Origin of the sequence: Nocardioides sp. SLBN-35, from assembly GCF_006715725.1 — a bacterium.
Taxonomy (GTDB): domain Bacteria; phylum Actinomycetota; class Actinomycetes; order Propionibacteriales; family Nocardioidaceae; genus Nocardioides.
The window spans coordinates 2,878,798-2,892,460 of the sequence record NZ_VFNU01000001.1 but is presented as its reverse complement, the minus strand read 5'-3'; the positions used below and the strand labels follow the sequence as shown (position 1 = coordinate 2,892,460).

At 72.1% G+C, this 13,663-nt stretch carries 15 protein-coding genes; 4 read left to right on the top strand and 11 right to left on the bottom strand.

Going from position 1 to position 13,663, the window contains the following annotated elements:
- Positions 1-5: 5 nt before the first annotated feature.
- Complete coding sequence (mdlC, locus tag FBY23_RS14020) at positions 6-1,604, bottom strand: benzoylformate decarboxylase (protein ID WP_222117820.1); 1,599 nt, start codon at positions 1,602-1,604, stop codon at positions 6-8.
- A 90-nt stretch (positions 1,605-1,694) separates the two neighbouring features.
- Here mdlC and FBY23_RS14015 point away from each other — a divergent pair, with 90 nt between their 5' ends.
- Positions 1,695-2,588 carry a LysR family transcriptional regulator gene (locus tag FBY23_RS14015; protein ID WP_141798700.1) on the top strand — a complete coding sequence of 298 codons (894 nt, stop codon included), beginning with the start codon at positions 1,695-1,697 and terminating at the stop codon, positions 2,586-2,588.
- Here the strand turns inward: FBY23_RS14015 and FBY23_RS14010 are convergent.
- Positions 2,585-3,400, bottom strand: a complete 816-nt coding sequence (locus FBY23_RS14010; RefSeq protein ID WP_141798699.1) for an RNA methyltransferase — start codon at positions 3,398-3,400, stop codon at positions 2,585-2,587. The two genes, FBY23_RS14015 and FBY23_RS14010, sit on opposite strands and share 4 nt — an antisense overlap.
- Positions 3,401-3,410: 10 nt before the next feature.
- Positions 3,411-4,643, bottom strand: a complete 1,233-nt coding sequence (gene cobA / locus FBY23_RS14005) for a uroporphyrinogen-III C-methyltransferase (RefSeq protein ID WP_260805961.1) — start codon at positions 4,641-4,643, stop codon at positions 3,411-3,413.
- Between the two features lie 71 nt (positions 4,644-4,714).
- Between cobA and FBY23_RS14000 the strand changes: the two genes are divergently transcribed.
- Positions 4,715-5,242, top strand: a complete 528-nt coding sequence (locus tag FBY23_RS14000; protein WP_141798698.1) for a YbhB/YbcL family Raf kinase inhibitor-like protein — start codon at positions 4,715-4,717, stop codon at positions 5,240-5,242.
- Positions 5,243-5,411: 169 nt separating this feature from the next.
- Here the strand turns inward: FBY23_RS14000 and FBY23_RS13995 are convergent, their stop codons facing one another.
- From FBY23_RS13995 to FBY23_RS13980, 4 genes are all read right to left on the bottom strand, one after another.
- Positions 5,412-6,563, bottom strand: coding sequence for an acyl-CoA dehydrogenase family protein (locus FBY23_RS13995; RefSeq protein ID WP_141798697.1), 1,152 nt, complete (start codon positions 6,561-6,563; stop codon positions 5,412-5,414).
- 60 nt (positions 6,564-6,623) lie between these two features.
- Positions 6,624-7,271 carry an FMN reductase gene (locus tag FBY23_RS13990; protein WP_141798696.1) on the bottom strand — a complete coding sequence of 216 codons (648 nt, stop codon included), beginning with the start codon at positions 7,269-7,271 and terminating at the stop codon, positions 6,624-6,626.
- On the bottom strand, positions 7,268-8,422 hold the full coding sequence (locus FBY23_RS13985) for an LLM class flavin-dependent oxidoreductase (protein WP_141801053.1): 1,155 nt from the start codon (positions 8,420-8,422) through the stop codon (positions 7,268-7,270). The genes FBY23_RS13990 and FBY23_RS13985 overlap by 4 nt, the downstream gene beginning before the upstream one ends.
- An 88-nt stretch (positions 8,423-8,510) precedes the next feature.
- Entirely contained in the window at positions 8,511-9,224 is a 714-nt protein-coding gene (locus tag FBY23_RS13980) for a PP2C family protein-serine/threonine phosphatase (RefSeq protein WP_160158237.1), read from the bottom strand.
- A gap of 216 nt (positions 9,225-9,440) precedes the next feature.
- Between FBY23_RS13980 and FBY23_RS13975 the strand changes: the two genes are divergently transcribed.
- On the top strand, positions 9,441-10,406 hold the full coding sequence (locus FBY23_RS13975; RefSeq protein ID WP_141798694.1) for an alpha/beta hydrolase: 966 nt from the start codon (positions 9,441-9,443) through the stop codon (positions 10,404-10,406).
- Here FBY23_RS13975 and FBY23_RS13970 read toward each other — a convergent pair.
- Positions 10,391-10,816: a DUF4190 domain-containing protein gene (locus tag FBY23_RS13970; RefSeq protein WP_141798693.1), complete on the bottom strand. Its 426-nt coding sequence runs from the start codon at positions 10,814-10,816 to the stop codon at positions 10,391-10,393. The genes FBY23_RS13975 and FBY23_RS13970 overlap by 16 nt on opposite strands.
- A 48-nt stretch (positions 10,817-10,864) precedes the next feature.
- On the opposite strand from FBY23_RS13970, the gene FBY23_RS13965 reads away from it, so the two are divergent.
- A complete protein-coding gene (locus FBY23_RS13965; protein WP_141798692.1) occupies positions 10,865-11,257 on the top strand; it encodes a hypothetical protein in 393 nt (130 codons plus the stop codon).
- Positions 11,258-11,347: 90 nt separating this feature from the next.
- Here FBY23_RS13965 and FBY23_RS13960 read toward each other — a convergent pair whose 3' ends face one another.
- Genes FBY23_RS13960 through FBY23_RS13950 form a run of 3 tightly spaced genes read right to left on the bottom strand, consistent with a single transcriptional unit; the run spans position 11,348 to position 13,661 of the window.
- The gene (locus FBY23_RS13960; protein WP_141798691.1) at positions 11,348-12,136 is read right to left on the bottom strand and encodes a sulfite exporter TauE/SafE family protein; all 789 of its coding nucleotides are present in this window, start codon (positions 12,134-12,136) and stop codon (positions 11,348-11,350) included.
- Complete coding sequence (locus tag FBY23_RS13955; protein WP_141798690.1) at positions 12,133-13,191, bottom strand: SPFH domain-containing protein; 1,059 nt, start codon at positions 13,189-13,191, stop codon at positions 12,133-12,135. The genes FBY23_RS13960 and FBY23_RS13955 overlap by 4 nt, the downstream gene beginning before the upstream one ends.
- Positions 13,188-13,661, bottom strand: coding sequence for an NfeD family protein (locus tag FBY23_RS13950; protein ID WP_141798689.1), 474 nt, complete (start codon positions 13,659-13,661; stop codon positions 13,188-13,190). Before FBY23_RS13950 ends, FBY23_RS13955 begins: the two co-directional genes overlap by 4 nt.
- Between the last annotated feature and the right edge of the window lie 2 nt (positions 13,662-13,663).

Here is a 13,663-nt window from a genome sequence, read left to right as displayed (position 1 = left end):
TGGGATCAGTGCGGCGTGGTGAGGGTGGTGTCGACCTGGATCAGCCGGGGTCCGTCGGGCTCCCGGGCGAGCTCGCGCTCGAGGGAGGCGACGTCCTTGACCCGGGTGCCGGGCACGCCGTACCCCTCGGCGACGGGGACCAGGTCGAGGTCGGGGATGTCGAGGCCGGGGACGTCGGGGGTGCCGAGCAGACCCGCGAACCAGCGCAGCGCGCCATAGGTGCCGTTGCGCAGGATCACGATCGTGAGCGGCAGCCTCAGCTGGGCCGCCGTCCACAGTGCGGTGACGCCGTAGTTGGCCGAGCCGTCGCCGATCACGCCGACCACCCGGCGCTCGGGGCGGGCGAGCGCGACGCCGACCGCAGCGGGCAGGCCGAAGCCGAGCCCGCCGGAGGCCGGCCAGTAGAAGCTGCCGGGGGCGCGCAGGTCCATCTGGGCCCAGAAGTCGGCACTCGTCGACGTCGACTCGACGACGTAGGCGGTGTCGGCCGGTTGGGTGCGGCGCAGCGCCGCGAAGACCTCGGCGGGCTGCAGCCGGCCCGCCTCCCCCCGCGCCGGCTCCGGGCAGGCCACCCAGCGCCCGTCGTCGGGGCCTACCTCGTCCGGGACGCCGAGGTGCTCGGCGAGCAGCGCGACGACGGCGGCGGGCTCGGCGAGCAGGGTGTCGCCGAAGGGCGCCCGGGCCGCGGCCGCGTCGTCGTCGGTGACCTGCACGAGCGCGGTCCCCTCGGGGAGGTAGGCCGCGGGCTCGTGCTGGTGGTAGCGGAACACCGGCGCTCCGAGCACCACGACCAGGTCGTGGCCGCTCAGCGCGTCGTGGATCGCGCGGATGCTGGCGGGGAGCACGCCGCGGCACAGGCGGTGCCGGTTGGGGAACGGCAGCCGGTACGGCGACGGGGCCACTGCAACCGGCGCGTCGAGGTGTTCGGCGAGGCGGACCAGCAGGTCCATGGCGACCGTGCCGTCCAGGTCGGAGCCGAGCACGAGCAGCGGCGAGCGGGCGTCGGCGAGCCGTGCGGCCAGGTCCTCGACGACGGCCCGGTCGGCGCCGTGGGCGCGGCGCACACGCCGGCCCACCACGAGCTCGGAGCCGGCGGGCGCCGGGCGCTCCCAGTCGTCGTACGGGACGGAGACGAAGGAGGGGCCGCGCCGGCCCGCGGTCGCGCTGTGGATCGCCTCCGCGAGCGTGCGCGGGACGTCGTCGGCGCTCAGCGGCTCGGCGGCGAAGCCGGTCAGCGGCCGGGTGAGCTGGGCGGCGTCGACGTTGGCGAGCATCACGTCCTGGCCCACGGTCGAACGGACCTGCTGGCCGGCCAGGAGCAGCAGTGGCGAACGGGAGACGGCGGCGTTGCTCAGTCCACCCATCGCGTTGCCGGTGCCCGACGCGGCGTGCAGGCTCACCACGCCGAGGCCGCCGCCGGCCTGGGCGTAGCCGTCGGCCATGCCGATCGCCGCGCCCTCGTGGAGCGCCAGGACGTAGCGCACGCCCTCGGGCAGTCCGGCGAGGAACGGCAGCTCGTTGGAGCCGGGGTTCCCGAAGATCATGGAGACCCCGGCCTGCCGGAGCAGGGCGTGGCTGTGGTCGCGGATCGTGGCGGTCGTCACACGGGAACCGTAGGGTCGCGTCCCCATCGATGACCAATAGAATCGGCGGTGACGCCACATCGATGGCATCGATATCCAGAGGAGGCCGGAGTGGAGCTGAACGAGGTGCGGACGTTCGTGACGCTCTACGAGACCGGCTCGGTCACCGGCACCGCGGAGCGGCTCCACGTCACCCAGCCCACGGTGAGCTACACCCTCGCCAAGCTGCGACGACGCTTCGGCGACGACCTCTTCACCCGCTCCCGCACGGGCCTCGAGCCGAGCACCCAGGCCAGCGCGATGTACGGCCCCCTGCGGGAGGCCCTGCTGACGATCGAGCGCACCACGGGCGGCGCCGACACCTTCGACCCGGCGACGACCGACCGCGTCTTCACCGCGCTGCTCTCGGAGTTCGGCGAGCTGTCCTTCCTACCCCTGCTGCTTCCCGAGCTGGCCCGGCACGCGCCTCAGGCGAGGCTGCGGGTCGAGAGCCTCTCGGCCGAGGACGTCGTCGAGCAGCTGGTCCGCGGCCGCGTCGACCTCGCCCTGACCGGCGCCTTGATCGACGACGAGCGGCTGGAGCGCCGTCCCTTCATGAGCGTCGGCTGGGCGATCATCGCCGCCGCCGACCACCCGCGGATAGGGCAGCCGGTGATCGAGGCCGAGCAGTTCGCGGCCGAGCGGTTCATCCACGTCCGCAGCCGTGCCGGGCATGACGGGCCCACCCGGCTCCTCGACCAGGTCGGCCTACGCGGCCAGGTCGAGCTCGAGCTGACCAGTTACTCCTCGGCGCCCTATGTGGTCGCCGCGACCGAGCTCATCTCCATCGTGCCGCGCCACATCGCCGAGGTGTTCGCCCGGCGCCACGACCTGCAGGTCGTCGAGCTGCCCTTCTACGTCGCGCCGATCGACGTCGCCGCCTACATCCGGCGCACCCCCGGAACGGCCCAGCAGTGGCTCGCCGATCTCGTCGTCGAGACGCTGTCGCAGCGGCGGCTCTCCTAGCGACGAGCGGTGACGTAGCACGCGACAGCCGTCGCGGCGGCGACGTTGAGCGAGTCGACACCGTGCTCGATGGTGCGCGCCATGGGGATGATCGCGCGCCGGTCGGCCGCCTGCTCCCAGCGTGCGGACAGCCCGTGACCCTCGGAGCCGAGGACCAGCGCGACCTTGTCCCGGCCGGCCACCGCCTCCTCGATGGGCACGGCGTCCGCGGCCAGGGTCAAGGCGACGGTGGTGAAGCCGCGCTCGGTGAGACCCGGCAGGGCGTCGTACCAGTCCGGGAGCCGGGTCCAGGGCAGCGCGAACACGGCTCCCATGGCGACCTTGATCGCGCGGCGGTAGAGCGGGTCCGCGCAGCGGGGCGCGAGCAGGACGGCGTCGAAGCCGAGCGCGGCGCCGCTGCGCAGGATGGCGCCGACGTTGGTGTGGTCGACGAGGTCCTCGAGGACCAGGATCGTGCGCGCTCCGGCGAGGACCTCGTCGAGGCCCGGCAGCGGACGGCGCTCGAGCGAGGCCAGGGCGCCGCGGTGGACGTGGAAGCCGGTGACCTCCTCGGCCAGGTCCTCGGACAGCACGTAGCAGGGAGCCTCGGAGCGGTCGAGCACGTCGGCGAGGCCGTCGAGCCAGCGTGGCGCCATCAGGAAGGAGCGTGGTGCGTAGCCGGCCTCGACGGCTCGTCGTACGACCTTCTCCCCCTCGGCGAGGAACAACCCGTGCTCGGCCTCGAGGTGCTTGCGGAGCTCGACGTCGCGCAGGTCGCGGTAGTCGGCCAGCCGCGGATCGGCGGGGTCGGTGATCTCGACGAGCTCGGCCATCGGGCTGCGCTCAGAAGGCGTCGGGGTGGGCCACGGCGACGACCTCGCCGATCACGATGATCGCGGGCGGCTTGACGTCCTCCTCGGCCAGGCGTGTGGCGAGGGTGCCGAGCGTGGCCAGGACGGTGCGCTGGGTGGGCATGGTGCCGTCGCAGATCACCGCGACCGGCGTGCCCTCGGGACGGCCGCCGGCGACGAGCGCCTTCGCGATGTGCGGGGCGTTCTCGACGCCCATCATCACGACCACGGTCCCCTGCATCTGCGCGAGCGCGTCGTAGCTCACCAGCGACTCGGGATGCCCCGGGGGGAGGTGGCCGGAGACCACGGTGAACTCGTGGGTGACACCGCGGTGGGTGACCGGGATGCCGGCGATGCCCGGGACCGAGACGGGCGAGGTGAGGCCGGGGATCACGGTGACGGGTACGCCGGCCGCCCGGCACGCGATGATCTCCTCGAAGCCGCGGCCGAAGACGAAGTTGTCGCCACCCTTGAACCGGACCACCCGCTTCCCGGCCTGCGCGCGCTCGACGATGATCCGGTTGATCTCCTCCTGCTGGGCCGACCGGCCGCGCGGCAGCTTGGCGACGTCGACCAGCTCGACGTCGCTGGGCAGGTCGCCGAGCAGCTCGCGCGGCGCGAGCCGGTCGGCGACGACCACGTCGGCCGCCATCAGCGCCTTGCGCCCCGCGATGGAGATCAGCTCGGGGTCGCCCGGTCCCCCGCCCACCAGCGTGACGCCGGGCGTGCGCTCCGGCGTACCGGCGCGGTGGTGGGGCGCGGCGATGGTGCCGTCGCGCAGGCCGGCGACGATCTCGTCGCGCACCGAGGCGGAGCGCCGCGGGTCACGGTTGCCGACCACGGCCACGGTGATGCCGGCCTCACGACCGACCGCCGGCGTCCACGCCGTACCGAGCGTGGCGTCGTCGGAGCGGACGCAGAACACCCGCTGGGCCTCGCACAGCGCCGAGACGTGGTCGTTGACGGCCCGGTCGTCGGTGACCGCGATGACGTACCACGCGCCGTCCACGTCGGAGTCGGCGAACGCCCGCTCGTGCCAGGTGATCTCGCCCGAGCCGACCAGACCCTCGATGGCCGGGGTGACCGACGGCGAGACGACGTGGACGTCGGCGCCGACGGCGATCAGCTGCGGCACCCGGCGTTGGGCCACATGGCCCCCGCCGACGACGAGCACGCGGCGCCCGGCGAGGCGCAGACCGGAGGGGTACGGCGGGAAGTCGCTCACGCCGACCATTCTCCCGGCATGCACCGGGGCGCCCCTGACACGGGACCAGTACCCGGACTAACTTCGGTGACATGAGTCTCGATCGCCCGGTCACCCCGGACCCCTACCCCCTGCTCCCCGCCGCTGCGTCCTTCGCCGTGACGAGCGAGGACGTCACCGCCGGACAGCCGCTCAAGGCCGACCAGGTCTACGACGGCGGGAACACCTCGCCGCAGCTGAGCTGGGAGCCTGGCCCCGAGGGCACCCAGAGCTACGTCGTGACCTGCTTCGACCCGGATGCGCCCATCCCGAGCGGGTTCTGGCACTGGGTCGCCGTCGACATCCCGGCCGACGTGACCAGCCTCGACACCGGGGCAGGCGCGTCCGACGCCACCCTGCCCGAGGGCGCCTTCCACGTCCGCAACGACTTCGGCACGCTCGACTTCGCCGGCGCCGCACCGCCCCAGGGCGACCAGGTCCACCGGTACTTCTTCGTCGTCCACGCCGTCTCGCAGGCGCAGCTCGGCGTGGACAGCTCCGCCACGCCCGCCGTCGTCGGCTTCAACCTGGCGTTCAAGACGCTCGGCCGGGCGATCCTGCACGGGACCTACCAGCACTGATCCGAGCGCGGGGACTCTCCGAGGGACGAGGAGAGTCCCCGAAGAGCGAGGAGGTCGAGGACGCGTCACGAGACCAGGTGAGGTGCTGCCGGAACTGTCCGTGGAGAGTTCCGGCAGCGCGGCCAGGCGTCTCGTGACGGTTGCTGCGCAACCTCCTCGACGTCCGGGGTCACAGCCCCATCGACTTAGCGATGATCAGCTTCATCACCTCGGACGTGCCGCCGTAGATCCGGGTGACCCGGGTGTCGGCGTAGAGCCGGGCGATGGGGTACTCGTTCATGTAGCCGTAGCCGCCGTGCAGCTGCAGGCAGCGGTCGATGACCCGCCCGGCGACCTCGGTGCAGAACAGCTTGGCGGAGGCGGCGTCCACGGCGGTCAGCTCGCCGAGGTCGTGGGCCTCGAGGGCCCGGTCGCACACGGCCTGGGCGGCGTCGACCTCGCTCTGGCAGGCGGCCAGCTCGAACTTGGTGTTCTGGAAGGAGGCCACCGTCGCACCGAAGACCTTGCGCTCCTCGACGTAGGCCTGGGTGAACCGGATCGCGGCGGCGGCCTGGGCGTAGGCGCCGTACGCGATGCCGAGGCGCTCCTGCGGCAGGTTCTGGCCGAGGTAGGAGAAGCCTTCGTTCTCCTCACCGAGCAGGTCGGTGGCGGGGACCATCACGTCGGTGAACGACAGCTCGGCGGTGTCGGAGGTGCGCAGGCCGAGCTTGTCGAGCTTGCGCCCGACCGCCCAGCCCTCGGACTTCGTGTCGACGCAGAACAGGGAGATCCCGAAGCGGCGGTTGCTCTCCAGCGGCGGGGACGTGCGGGCACACACGATGACGCGGTCGGCGAGCACACCGCCGGTGATGAAGGTCTTCGCCCCGTTGAGGACGTAGTGGTCCCCGTCGCGCTTGGCGGTGGTCTGCATTCCGGCGAGGTCCGAGCCGGTGCCCGGCTCGGTCATCGCGATCGCCCACATCTCGGTGCCAGCGACGAAGCCCGGCATCCAGCGCTTGAGCTGCTCGGGGGTGCCGAGCTTGAGGAGGTACGGCAGGCACAGCTCCACGTGCACCCCGGACCCGCCGAGGTTCACGCCCGCCCGGGCGCACTCCTCGGTGAGGATCGCGGAGAACTTGAACGAGTGGATCCCGGCGCCGCCGTACTCCTCGGGGACCTCGATGCCGAAGACACCCAGGTCTCCGAGCTTGGTGTAGAGCTCGCGCGAGACCTGGCCCGCGTCGTACCACTCCTGGTAATGGGGGACGACCTCCGTCTCCAGGAAGGCACGGATCGTCCGGCGGTAGTCCTCGTGGTCCTCGTTGAACACTGTGCGGCGCATGCGCTCATGCTGCCACCGGCGTCAACGGGCCGGACCAGCGGACCGGGCCAGCGGACCGGGTCAGCGGACCGAGCTGCCGCCCGCCTCGCGCAGCAGCTGCTCGAACGGCGTGGGCGCCGCGAGCTCGTCGTCGACGGTACGACGCCGCGGCGCCCTCTCTGGCGCGGAGCCGCCCCCGAGCAGCGCCGCCAGCTCGCCGGCCGCGCGCTCGACCCGCTTGTCCAGGGAGCCGTCGTCGGTGGCGCCGAAGTCCTCGCTCGCCGCGAACACCCCGGTGGGTACGACGACCGCCCGCAGGTAGGCGAGCAGCGGACGCAGCGCGTGGTCGAGGACCAGGCTGTGCCGGGCGGTGCCGGCGGTGGCCGCGATGACGACGGGCTTCCCGTCGAGCATGCCGTTCTCCAGGACGTCGAAGAAGGTCTTGAAGAGCCCCGAGTACGACGCCGAGAACACCGGCGTCACGACGACCAGTCCGTCCGCGTGCCGCACGGCCTCGATAGCCTGCGCGAGCTCGCCGGTGGCGAAGCCGGTCAACAGGTGGTCGGCCAGCGCGTGGGCCAGCGGTCGGAGCTCGACGTGCTGGACGTCGACCTCCCGGCCGCGTGCGCCCACGGCCCGCGCAACGGCGTCGCCGAGCTTGTCGGCGAGCAGCTTCGTCGACGACGGGACGGAGAGTCCCGCCGAGACGACGACGATCCTGGTGGTCATGCCTGGACCTCCTCAGCCTCTTCGGCACGGTCGGTGGTGCCGGTCATGGTGTCCTTCGCGTGGACCGTGACGTCCTTCGCGCCACCCGCCGCCGCGACGAGCGAGGCGTGGGTCGGGGCGTCCGGGACGGTGTCGGGACGACCCTCGGCGAAGCCCCTGCGCATCTCGGGCAGGATCTCGCCGAGCAGGTCGAGCTGCTCGAGGACCGTCTTGAGCGGCAGCCCGGCGTGGTCGACCAGGAAGAGCTGGCGCTGGTAGTCGCCGGCGTACTCCCGGAACGACAGGGTCCGTTCCAGCACCTGCTGGGGCGAGCCGACGGTCAGCGGCGTGTGCTCGGTGAAGTCCTCGAGCGACGGGCCGTGGCCGTAGACCGGGGCGTTGTCGAAGTACGGGCGGAACTCGCGTACGGCGTCCTGGCTGCTCTTGCGCATGAAGAACTGCCCGCCGAGGCCGACGATCGCCTGCTCGGCCGTGCCGTGGCCGTAGTGCGCGAAGCGCTCGCGGTACAGCGCGACCATCTGCTCGGTGTGCGACTTCGGCCAGAAGATGTGGTTGTGGAAGAAGCCGTCGCCGTAGTACGCCGCCTGCTCGGCGATCTCGGGGCTGCGGATCGAGCCGTGCCACACGAACGGTGCGACGCCGTCGAGCGGGCGCGGGGTCGAGGTGTAGCCCTGCAGCGGGGTCCGGAAGCGGCCCTCCCAGTCGACGTCGGACTCGGTCCACAGCCGGCGCAGCAGCGCGTAGTTCTCGATCGCCAGGTTGATGCCCTGCCGGATGTCCTTCCCGAACCAGGGGTAGACCGGGCCGGTGTTGCCGCGGCCCATCATCAGGTCGACGCGGCCGTCGGTGAGGTGCTGGATCTTGGCGTAGTCCTCGGCGATCAGCACCGGGTCGGTGGTCGTGATCAGCGTCGTGGCGGTCGACAGGATGATGTTCTCGGTCTGCGCGCCGATGTAGGCGAGCGTCGCGGTCGGGTTGGACGCGATGAACGGCGGGTTGTGGTGCTCGCCGGTCGCGAACACGTCGAGGCCGATCTCCTCGGCCTTCTTCGCGATGGCGACGGTGGCCTTGATCCGCTCGTACTCCGACGGCGTCTGCCCGGTGGTCGGGTCCGTGGTGACGTCGCCGACGGTGAAGATGCCGATCTGCATGCCCATGGTTTCGCGCTCCTGGTGGATGGTGGTCAGTCACCCGGCTCAACAGATGACATGTCAACTATATTCCATCCGGGCCCCGGCGTCAGCGCCGGGCCAGCACCAGCACCGCCCGGTCGTCGTCGCCGCGCTCGACCAGGTCCACGATCCGCTGTGCCGCGCCCTCCCAGCCGCCGAGGTACGACGTGCGGGCGGTCTCCTGCAGCCAGGCGATCCCTTCGTCGATGTCCGCCGAGCACGACTCGACCACGCCGTCGGTGTAGAACATCAGCGCGTCCCCTGTCCCGAGGACGCCGCCGCTCTCGACGATCTCCGGCAGCTCGCTGACACCGAGCGCGGTCCCGCGGGCGTTGTCGATGCGCCACCGCTGCTCGTTCGCCGACCAGACGAGGGCGGGCGGGTGCCCCGCGCTGCGGATCAGGTAGTGCCCGGTGGCCAGGTCGAGGTCGAGCTGGACCGCGGTCGCGATCGCCTCGTCCGAGGGCTGGCGCAGCAGGAAGGCGTTCGCGTCCAGCAGCAGCTCCTCGCCCGGTACCACCGGGATCAGGCTCTCCAGCGCCCCGGCGAACTGCAGGGCTGCCGGCACCGCCGCCTCGCCACCGCCGCACACGTCGACCAGGACCGTCCGCAGCCGCCCGGCAGCGACCTGCAGGTCGGCCACGATGAAGTCGCCGCCGTACGCGTGGCCGTGGGCGGCCAGCATCGCCGACTGGTGCCGCCAGCCGTCCGGGAGCGCGGGCATCCGGCCGCGGGCGAGCAACCGCTCGCGCAACCGGGCCCAGCTGACGCCCTCCTCCATTCGGCACAGCGTAGGAGACGGACCCCCGCCGTCGACCTCTTCCCTAGGGAAGAGCTGATCGATCCCGCCTGCTACGCGTCGCGACGCACGCACGCTGGCGGCGTTGCAGACGCTCGACGTGCGCCCAGCATGGCTTCGCGCCTGCGCCTTGCCATCGCGCGCGCCTCGTGACGCTCGCGACGGCGCCATCGATCAGCTCTTCCCTAGACTTTCGCCGTGACCGACACGAGGGACGTCGACATCCTGGGTGAGCCGTGGACGGCGGAGACCATCGCGCTCGAGGACGACTTCGAAGGCGAGGTCGTCGCGACCCTGGTCAGCCGCCCGGCCGCGGAGCCCGACGGTCCGGCCACCCTGCACGTGCACGGGTTCTCCGACTACTTCTTCCACACCGAGTACGGCGAGTGGTGGCTCGCGCACGGGCACGCGATGTACGCGCTCGACCTGCGCAAGTACGGGCGATCCCTGCGACCGCACCAGTCGGCGACCTACGTCGCGGACCTGACCGACTACTTCGCCGAGCTGGACGCCGCCTGGGAGCGGATCACCGTGCGCGACGGGCACCGGCAGGTCGTGCTGTCGGGCCACTCCACCGGCGGGCTGGTCGTGGCGCTGTGGGCCGACGAGCGCCGGCCGCCCGAGCTGGCCGGCCTGCTGCTCAACTCGCCGTGGCTCGACCTGCAGGGCAAGGCCTGGCTGCGCTCCCCCGTCGCGAACCGGATGATCGAGGAGGCCGGCCGGCGACGCCCGATGCGGGAGCTGCCGCGCGACGTCAGCGGCTACTACGGCCGCAGCCTGCACCGCGACCACGAGGGCGAGTGGGACTTCGACCTCACCTGGAAGCCGGTCGAGTCCTTCCCGGTGCGCTTCGGCTGGCTGCGCGCCGTGCGGCAGGGCCACGCCCGCCTCCAGGCCGGGCTCGACGTACCCGCGCCGGTGCTGGTGCTCTCCTCCGACCGCACCGGTCAGCCGGCCGGGATGGACGAGGACGTCTTCTCCACCGACATCGTGCTCGACGTCGAGCAGATCCGGCGCTGGTCGGTCGCCGTCGGCCGGCACGTCACCTACGCCGCCGTGCCCGGCGCGGTGCACGACGTGGTGCTCTCGCGCAGCGGGCCGCGGGCGCGGGCGTACGACGAGATCGAGCGCTGGCTGCGCGCCTACATTCAGCTGCAGCGGTAGACGCCGTCGGAGTGGGTGTAGCAGTCGTCGACACTGCTCTCGGCCCACACCCCGAGCACGATCACCGCGGCGACGCCGAGCAGGAAGAGCGCGAAGCCGATCCAGCCGATGATGATGCCGGCCGTCGCCAGGCCCCCGCCCTGGTCGTTGCGCTGCCGGATCTGGCCCTTGGCGATGTGGCCGAGGATCGCGCCGACGATGCCGGTCGCCCCGAGGCAGGCGGTGAGCGAGATGATGCTGACGACGAGCGAGGCGATGGCCAGGCCGTTGGTGGTCGGGGTCGGCGGGTAGCCGTAGGGCGCCACCGGCTGGCCGTACGGCTGCGCCGGCTGCCCGTAGGGCTGGCCGTACTGACCCGAGGGCTGGCCGTAGGGCTGGTACGGGTCGTTCTCGGGCGGCGGAGTCGTCATGGCGGAAGGATCCCACGCGCCCACGAGCCGGGCCACTAGGGTCTCCCCATGGCCGCATTCCAGCTCGACCCCGTGACCGGACTCTCCCTGGGTCGCATCGCCATCGGCGTCGGCGCACTCGCCGCGCCCTCGACCACCGCCCGCGTGCTCGGCCTCGACCCGGCCGCGAACCCGCAGCTCGACTACATGGGCCGGATGTTCGGTGCCCGCGAGATCGCTCTCGGCGCGGTGACGCTGGTGTCCCGGGGTGCGCTGCGCCGCAACCTCACCGCCGTCGGCATCGCCGTCGACGGAGCCGACCTCGCCAACGGCGTGATCGAGCTCGGTCAGAAGAACGTCTCCAAGCTGGCCAGCGGGATGCTGATCGGCGCGGCGGCCGGTGCGGTCGGCTCGGGCGTGCTCGCCCTGGTCCGCGGCCGCGGCCGGGCCAAGGCCGCCTGACCGGACTCACCCGGACCGGCTCACCAGCCCAGGCTCACCAGCCCAGGCTCACCAGCCCAGGCTCACCAGCCCAGGCTCACCAGCCCAGGCTCACCACAGCAGGTTGGCCACGGCCACCAGGCCGACGACCACGATCACGGCACGCAGCACGATCGGCGGCAGCCTGCGGCCGATCGCGGAGCCGAGCAGGCCGCCGCAGACCGCGCCGACGCCGACGAGCAGCACGAGCAGCCAGTCGACCTTCGCCTCGCTGCCGAACAGGCCCAGCTCGGCCACGCCGACGAACACCAGCCCCGCGACCCCGTTGACGACGGCGACGAGCACGTTCTTGACACCGTTGAGGCGTTGCAGCGACTCGGAGATGCCGATCCCGAGCACCCCCATCAGCAGCACGCCCTGCGCCGCGCCGAAGTAGCCGCCGTACACGCCGGTGCCGAACACGGCCAGCGGCACCCACCAGGACCGCTCGACGGCGCCCTCCTCGCGGTGCTCGGCACGGGCAGCGACCGCCTTCGACAGCCGCGGTTGCACGACGACGAGGACGATGCCGAGCAGGATCAGCACCGGAACGGCGGCCTTGAACGCCCCCGGCGGCAGCACCAGCAGCAGCACGGCGCCGAGCACGCCGCCCGCGGTCGAGAACGCCAGCAGGCGCAGGATCCGGTCGCGCTGCCCGACCAGCTCGCGGCGGTAGCCCACGGCGCCCGCGATCGAGCCGGGCACCAGGCCCAGGCTGTTGGACATGTTGGCGGTGACCGGCGGGACGCCGAGGGCGAGCAGGGTCGGGAAGGTGATCAGCGTGCCCGAGCCGACCACGGCGTTGATCGTGCCGGCGCCGACCCCGGCGAGCAGGACCGCCGCGATCTCGAGGAGGGTCACTCCGCGGAGGGGTCCTTCTGGCCCGGGTGGGCCGCGCTCTCGGCCTCGGCGATCGCCTCCTGGACGGCAGCGCTGGTGCCGGTGTCGGGCAGCTCGAGCTCGGTCGGGCCCATGTCGACCCGCTTCGCCGGACCCGGGGTGGACTTCGGGATGCCGGCGATCTCGTGGATCGAGGAGCCGAGACCCTCGAGGGCCTTGGTGATCTCCGAGGGGATCACCCACACCTTGTTGGCGTCGCCCTCGGCGATCTTCGGCATCATCTGGAGGTACTGGTAGGCCAGCAGCGACTGGTCCGGCCGCCCGTCGTGGATAGCCTGGAAGACGGTCTGGATGGCCTGGCCCTCACCCTGGGCGCGCAGGATCTGCGCCTCGCGCTCGGCCTGGGCCCGCAGGATCTGGGACTCCCGCTCGCCCTCGGCGTTGAGGATCGCGGACTGCTTGTTGCCCTCGGCCGTGAGAATGGCGGACTGACGAGCACCCTCGGCGGTCAGGACGAGGGCGCGCTTGTCGCGCTCGGCGCGCATCTGCTTCTCCATCGCGTCCTTGATCGACGGCGGCGGCTCGATGCCCTTGATCTCCACGCGCTTGACCTTGATGCCCCACCGCCCGGTCGTCTCGTCGAGAACGGCGGACAGCCCGCTGTTGATGGACTCGCGGCTGGTCAGGGTCTGCTCGAGGTCCATGCCGCCGACGACGTTGCGCAGCGTGGTCATGGTGAGCTGCTCGATGGCCTGGATGTAGTTGGAGATCTCGTACGTCGCCGCGATCGGGTCGGTCACCTGGAAGTAGATGACGGTGTCGATGTCGACGGTGAGGTTGTCCTCGGTGATCGCCGACTGCGGCGGGAAGCTCACGACCTGCTCACGCAGGTCGATGACGTAGTGCACCTTGTCGACGAACGGCAGCACGAAGTTGAGGCCGGCCGGCAGGGTCTCCTTGTACTTGCCGAAGCGCTCCACGATGCCGGTGTAGGCCTGCGGGATCACTCGGATCGACTTCGCGACCACGGTGATCACCAGCAGGAGCAGCAGGGCGAGCAGGACCAGGACGATCATCGGGGCTCCTCGATCTGGGGGTCGGACACGGGACGGACGTGGGCGGTGGCGCCGACGATGGAGACGACCTCCACCGCCTCACCGACGGCCAGACTGCCCTCCGGGGGCTCGGCGACGGCGAGCCAGGACTCGCCGCCGATCTTCACCCTGCCCGGTCGGTGCTCGGCGACCGGCTCCGTGACGATCCCCCGGCTGCCGACCAGGCTGGCCGGCCCGAGCACGAGGTCCGGACCGCCGTGCAGCCGGCGTACCAGCTGCGGCCGGACCCCGGCGAGCAGGGCCACCGCGGCGGCCGAGGCGACCAGGACCGTGACGACGACGTTGTCGGTGACCAGTGCGGTCAGCGATCCGGCGACGGCGCCGCCGGCGAGCATGAGCAGGAACAGGTCCAGGCTGAGCAGCTCGGCCAGGGCCAGTGCGATCCCGACGCCCAGCCAGGTCTCCCACAGGTGGTCCCGCAGCCAGTCCATGC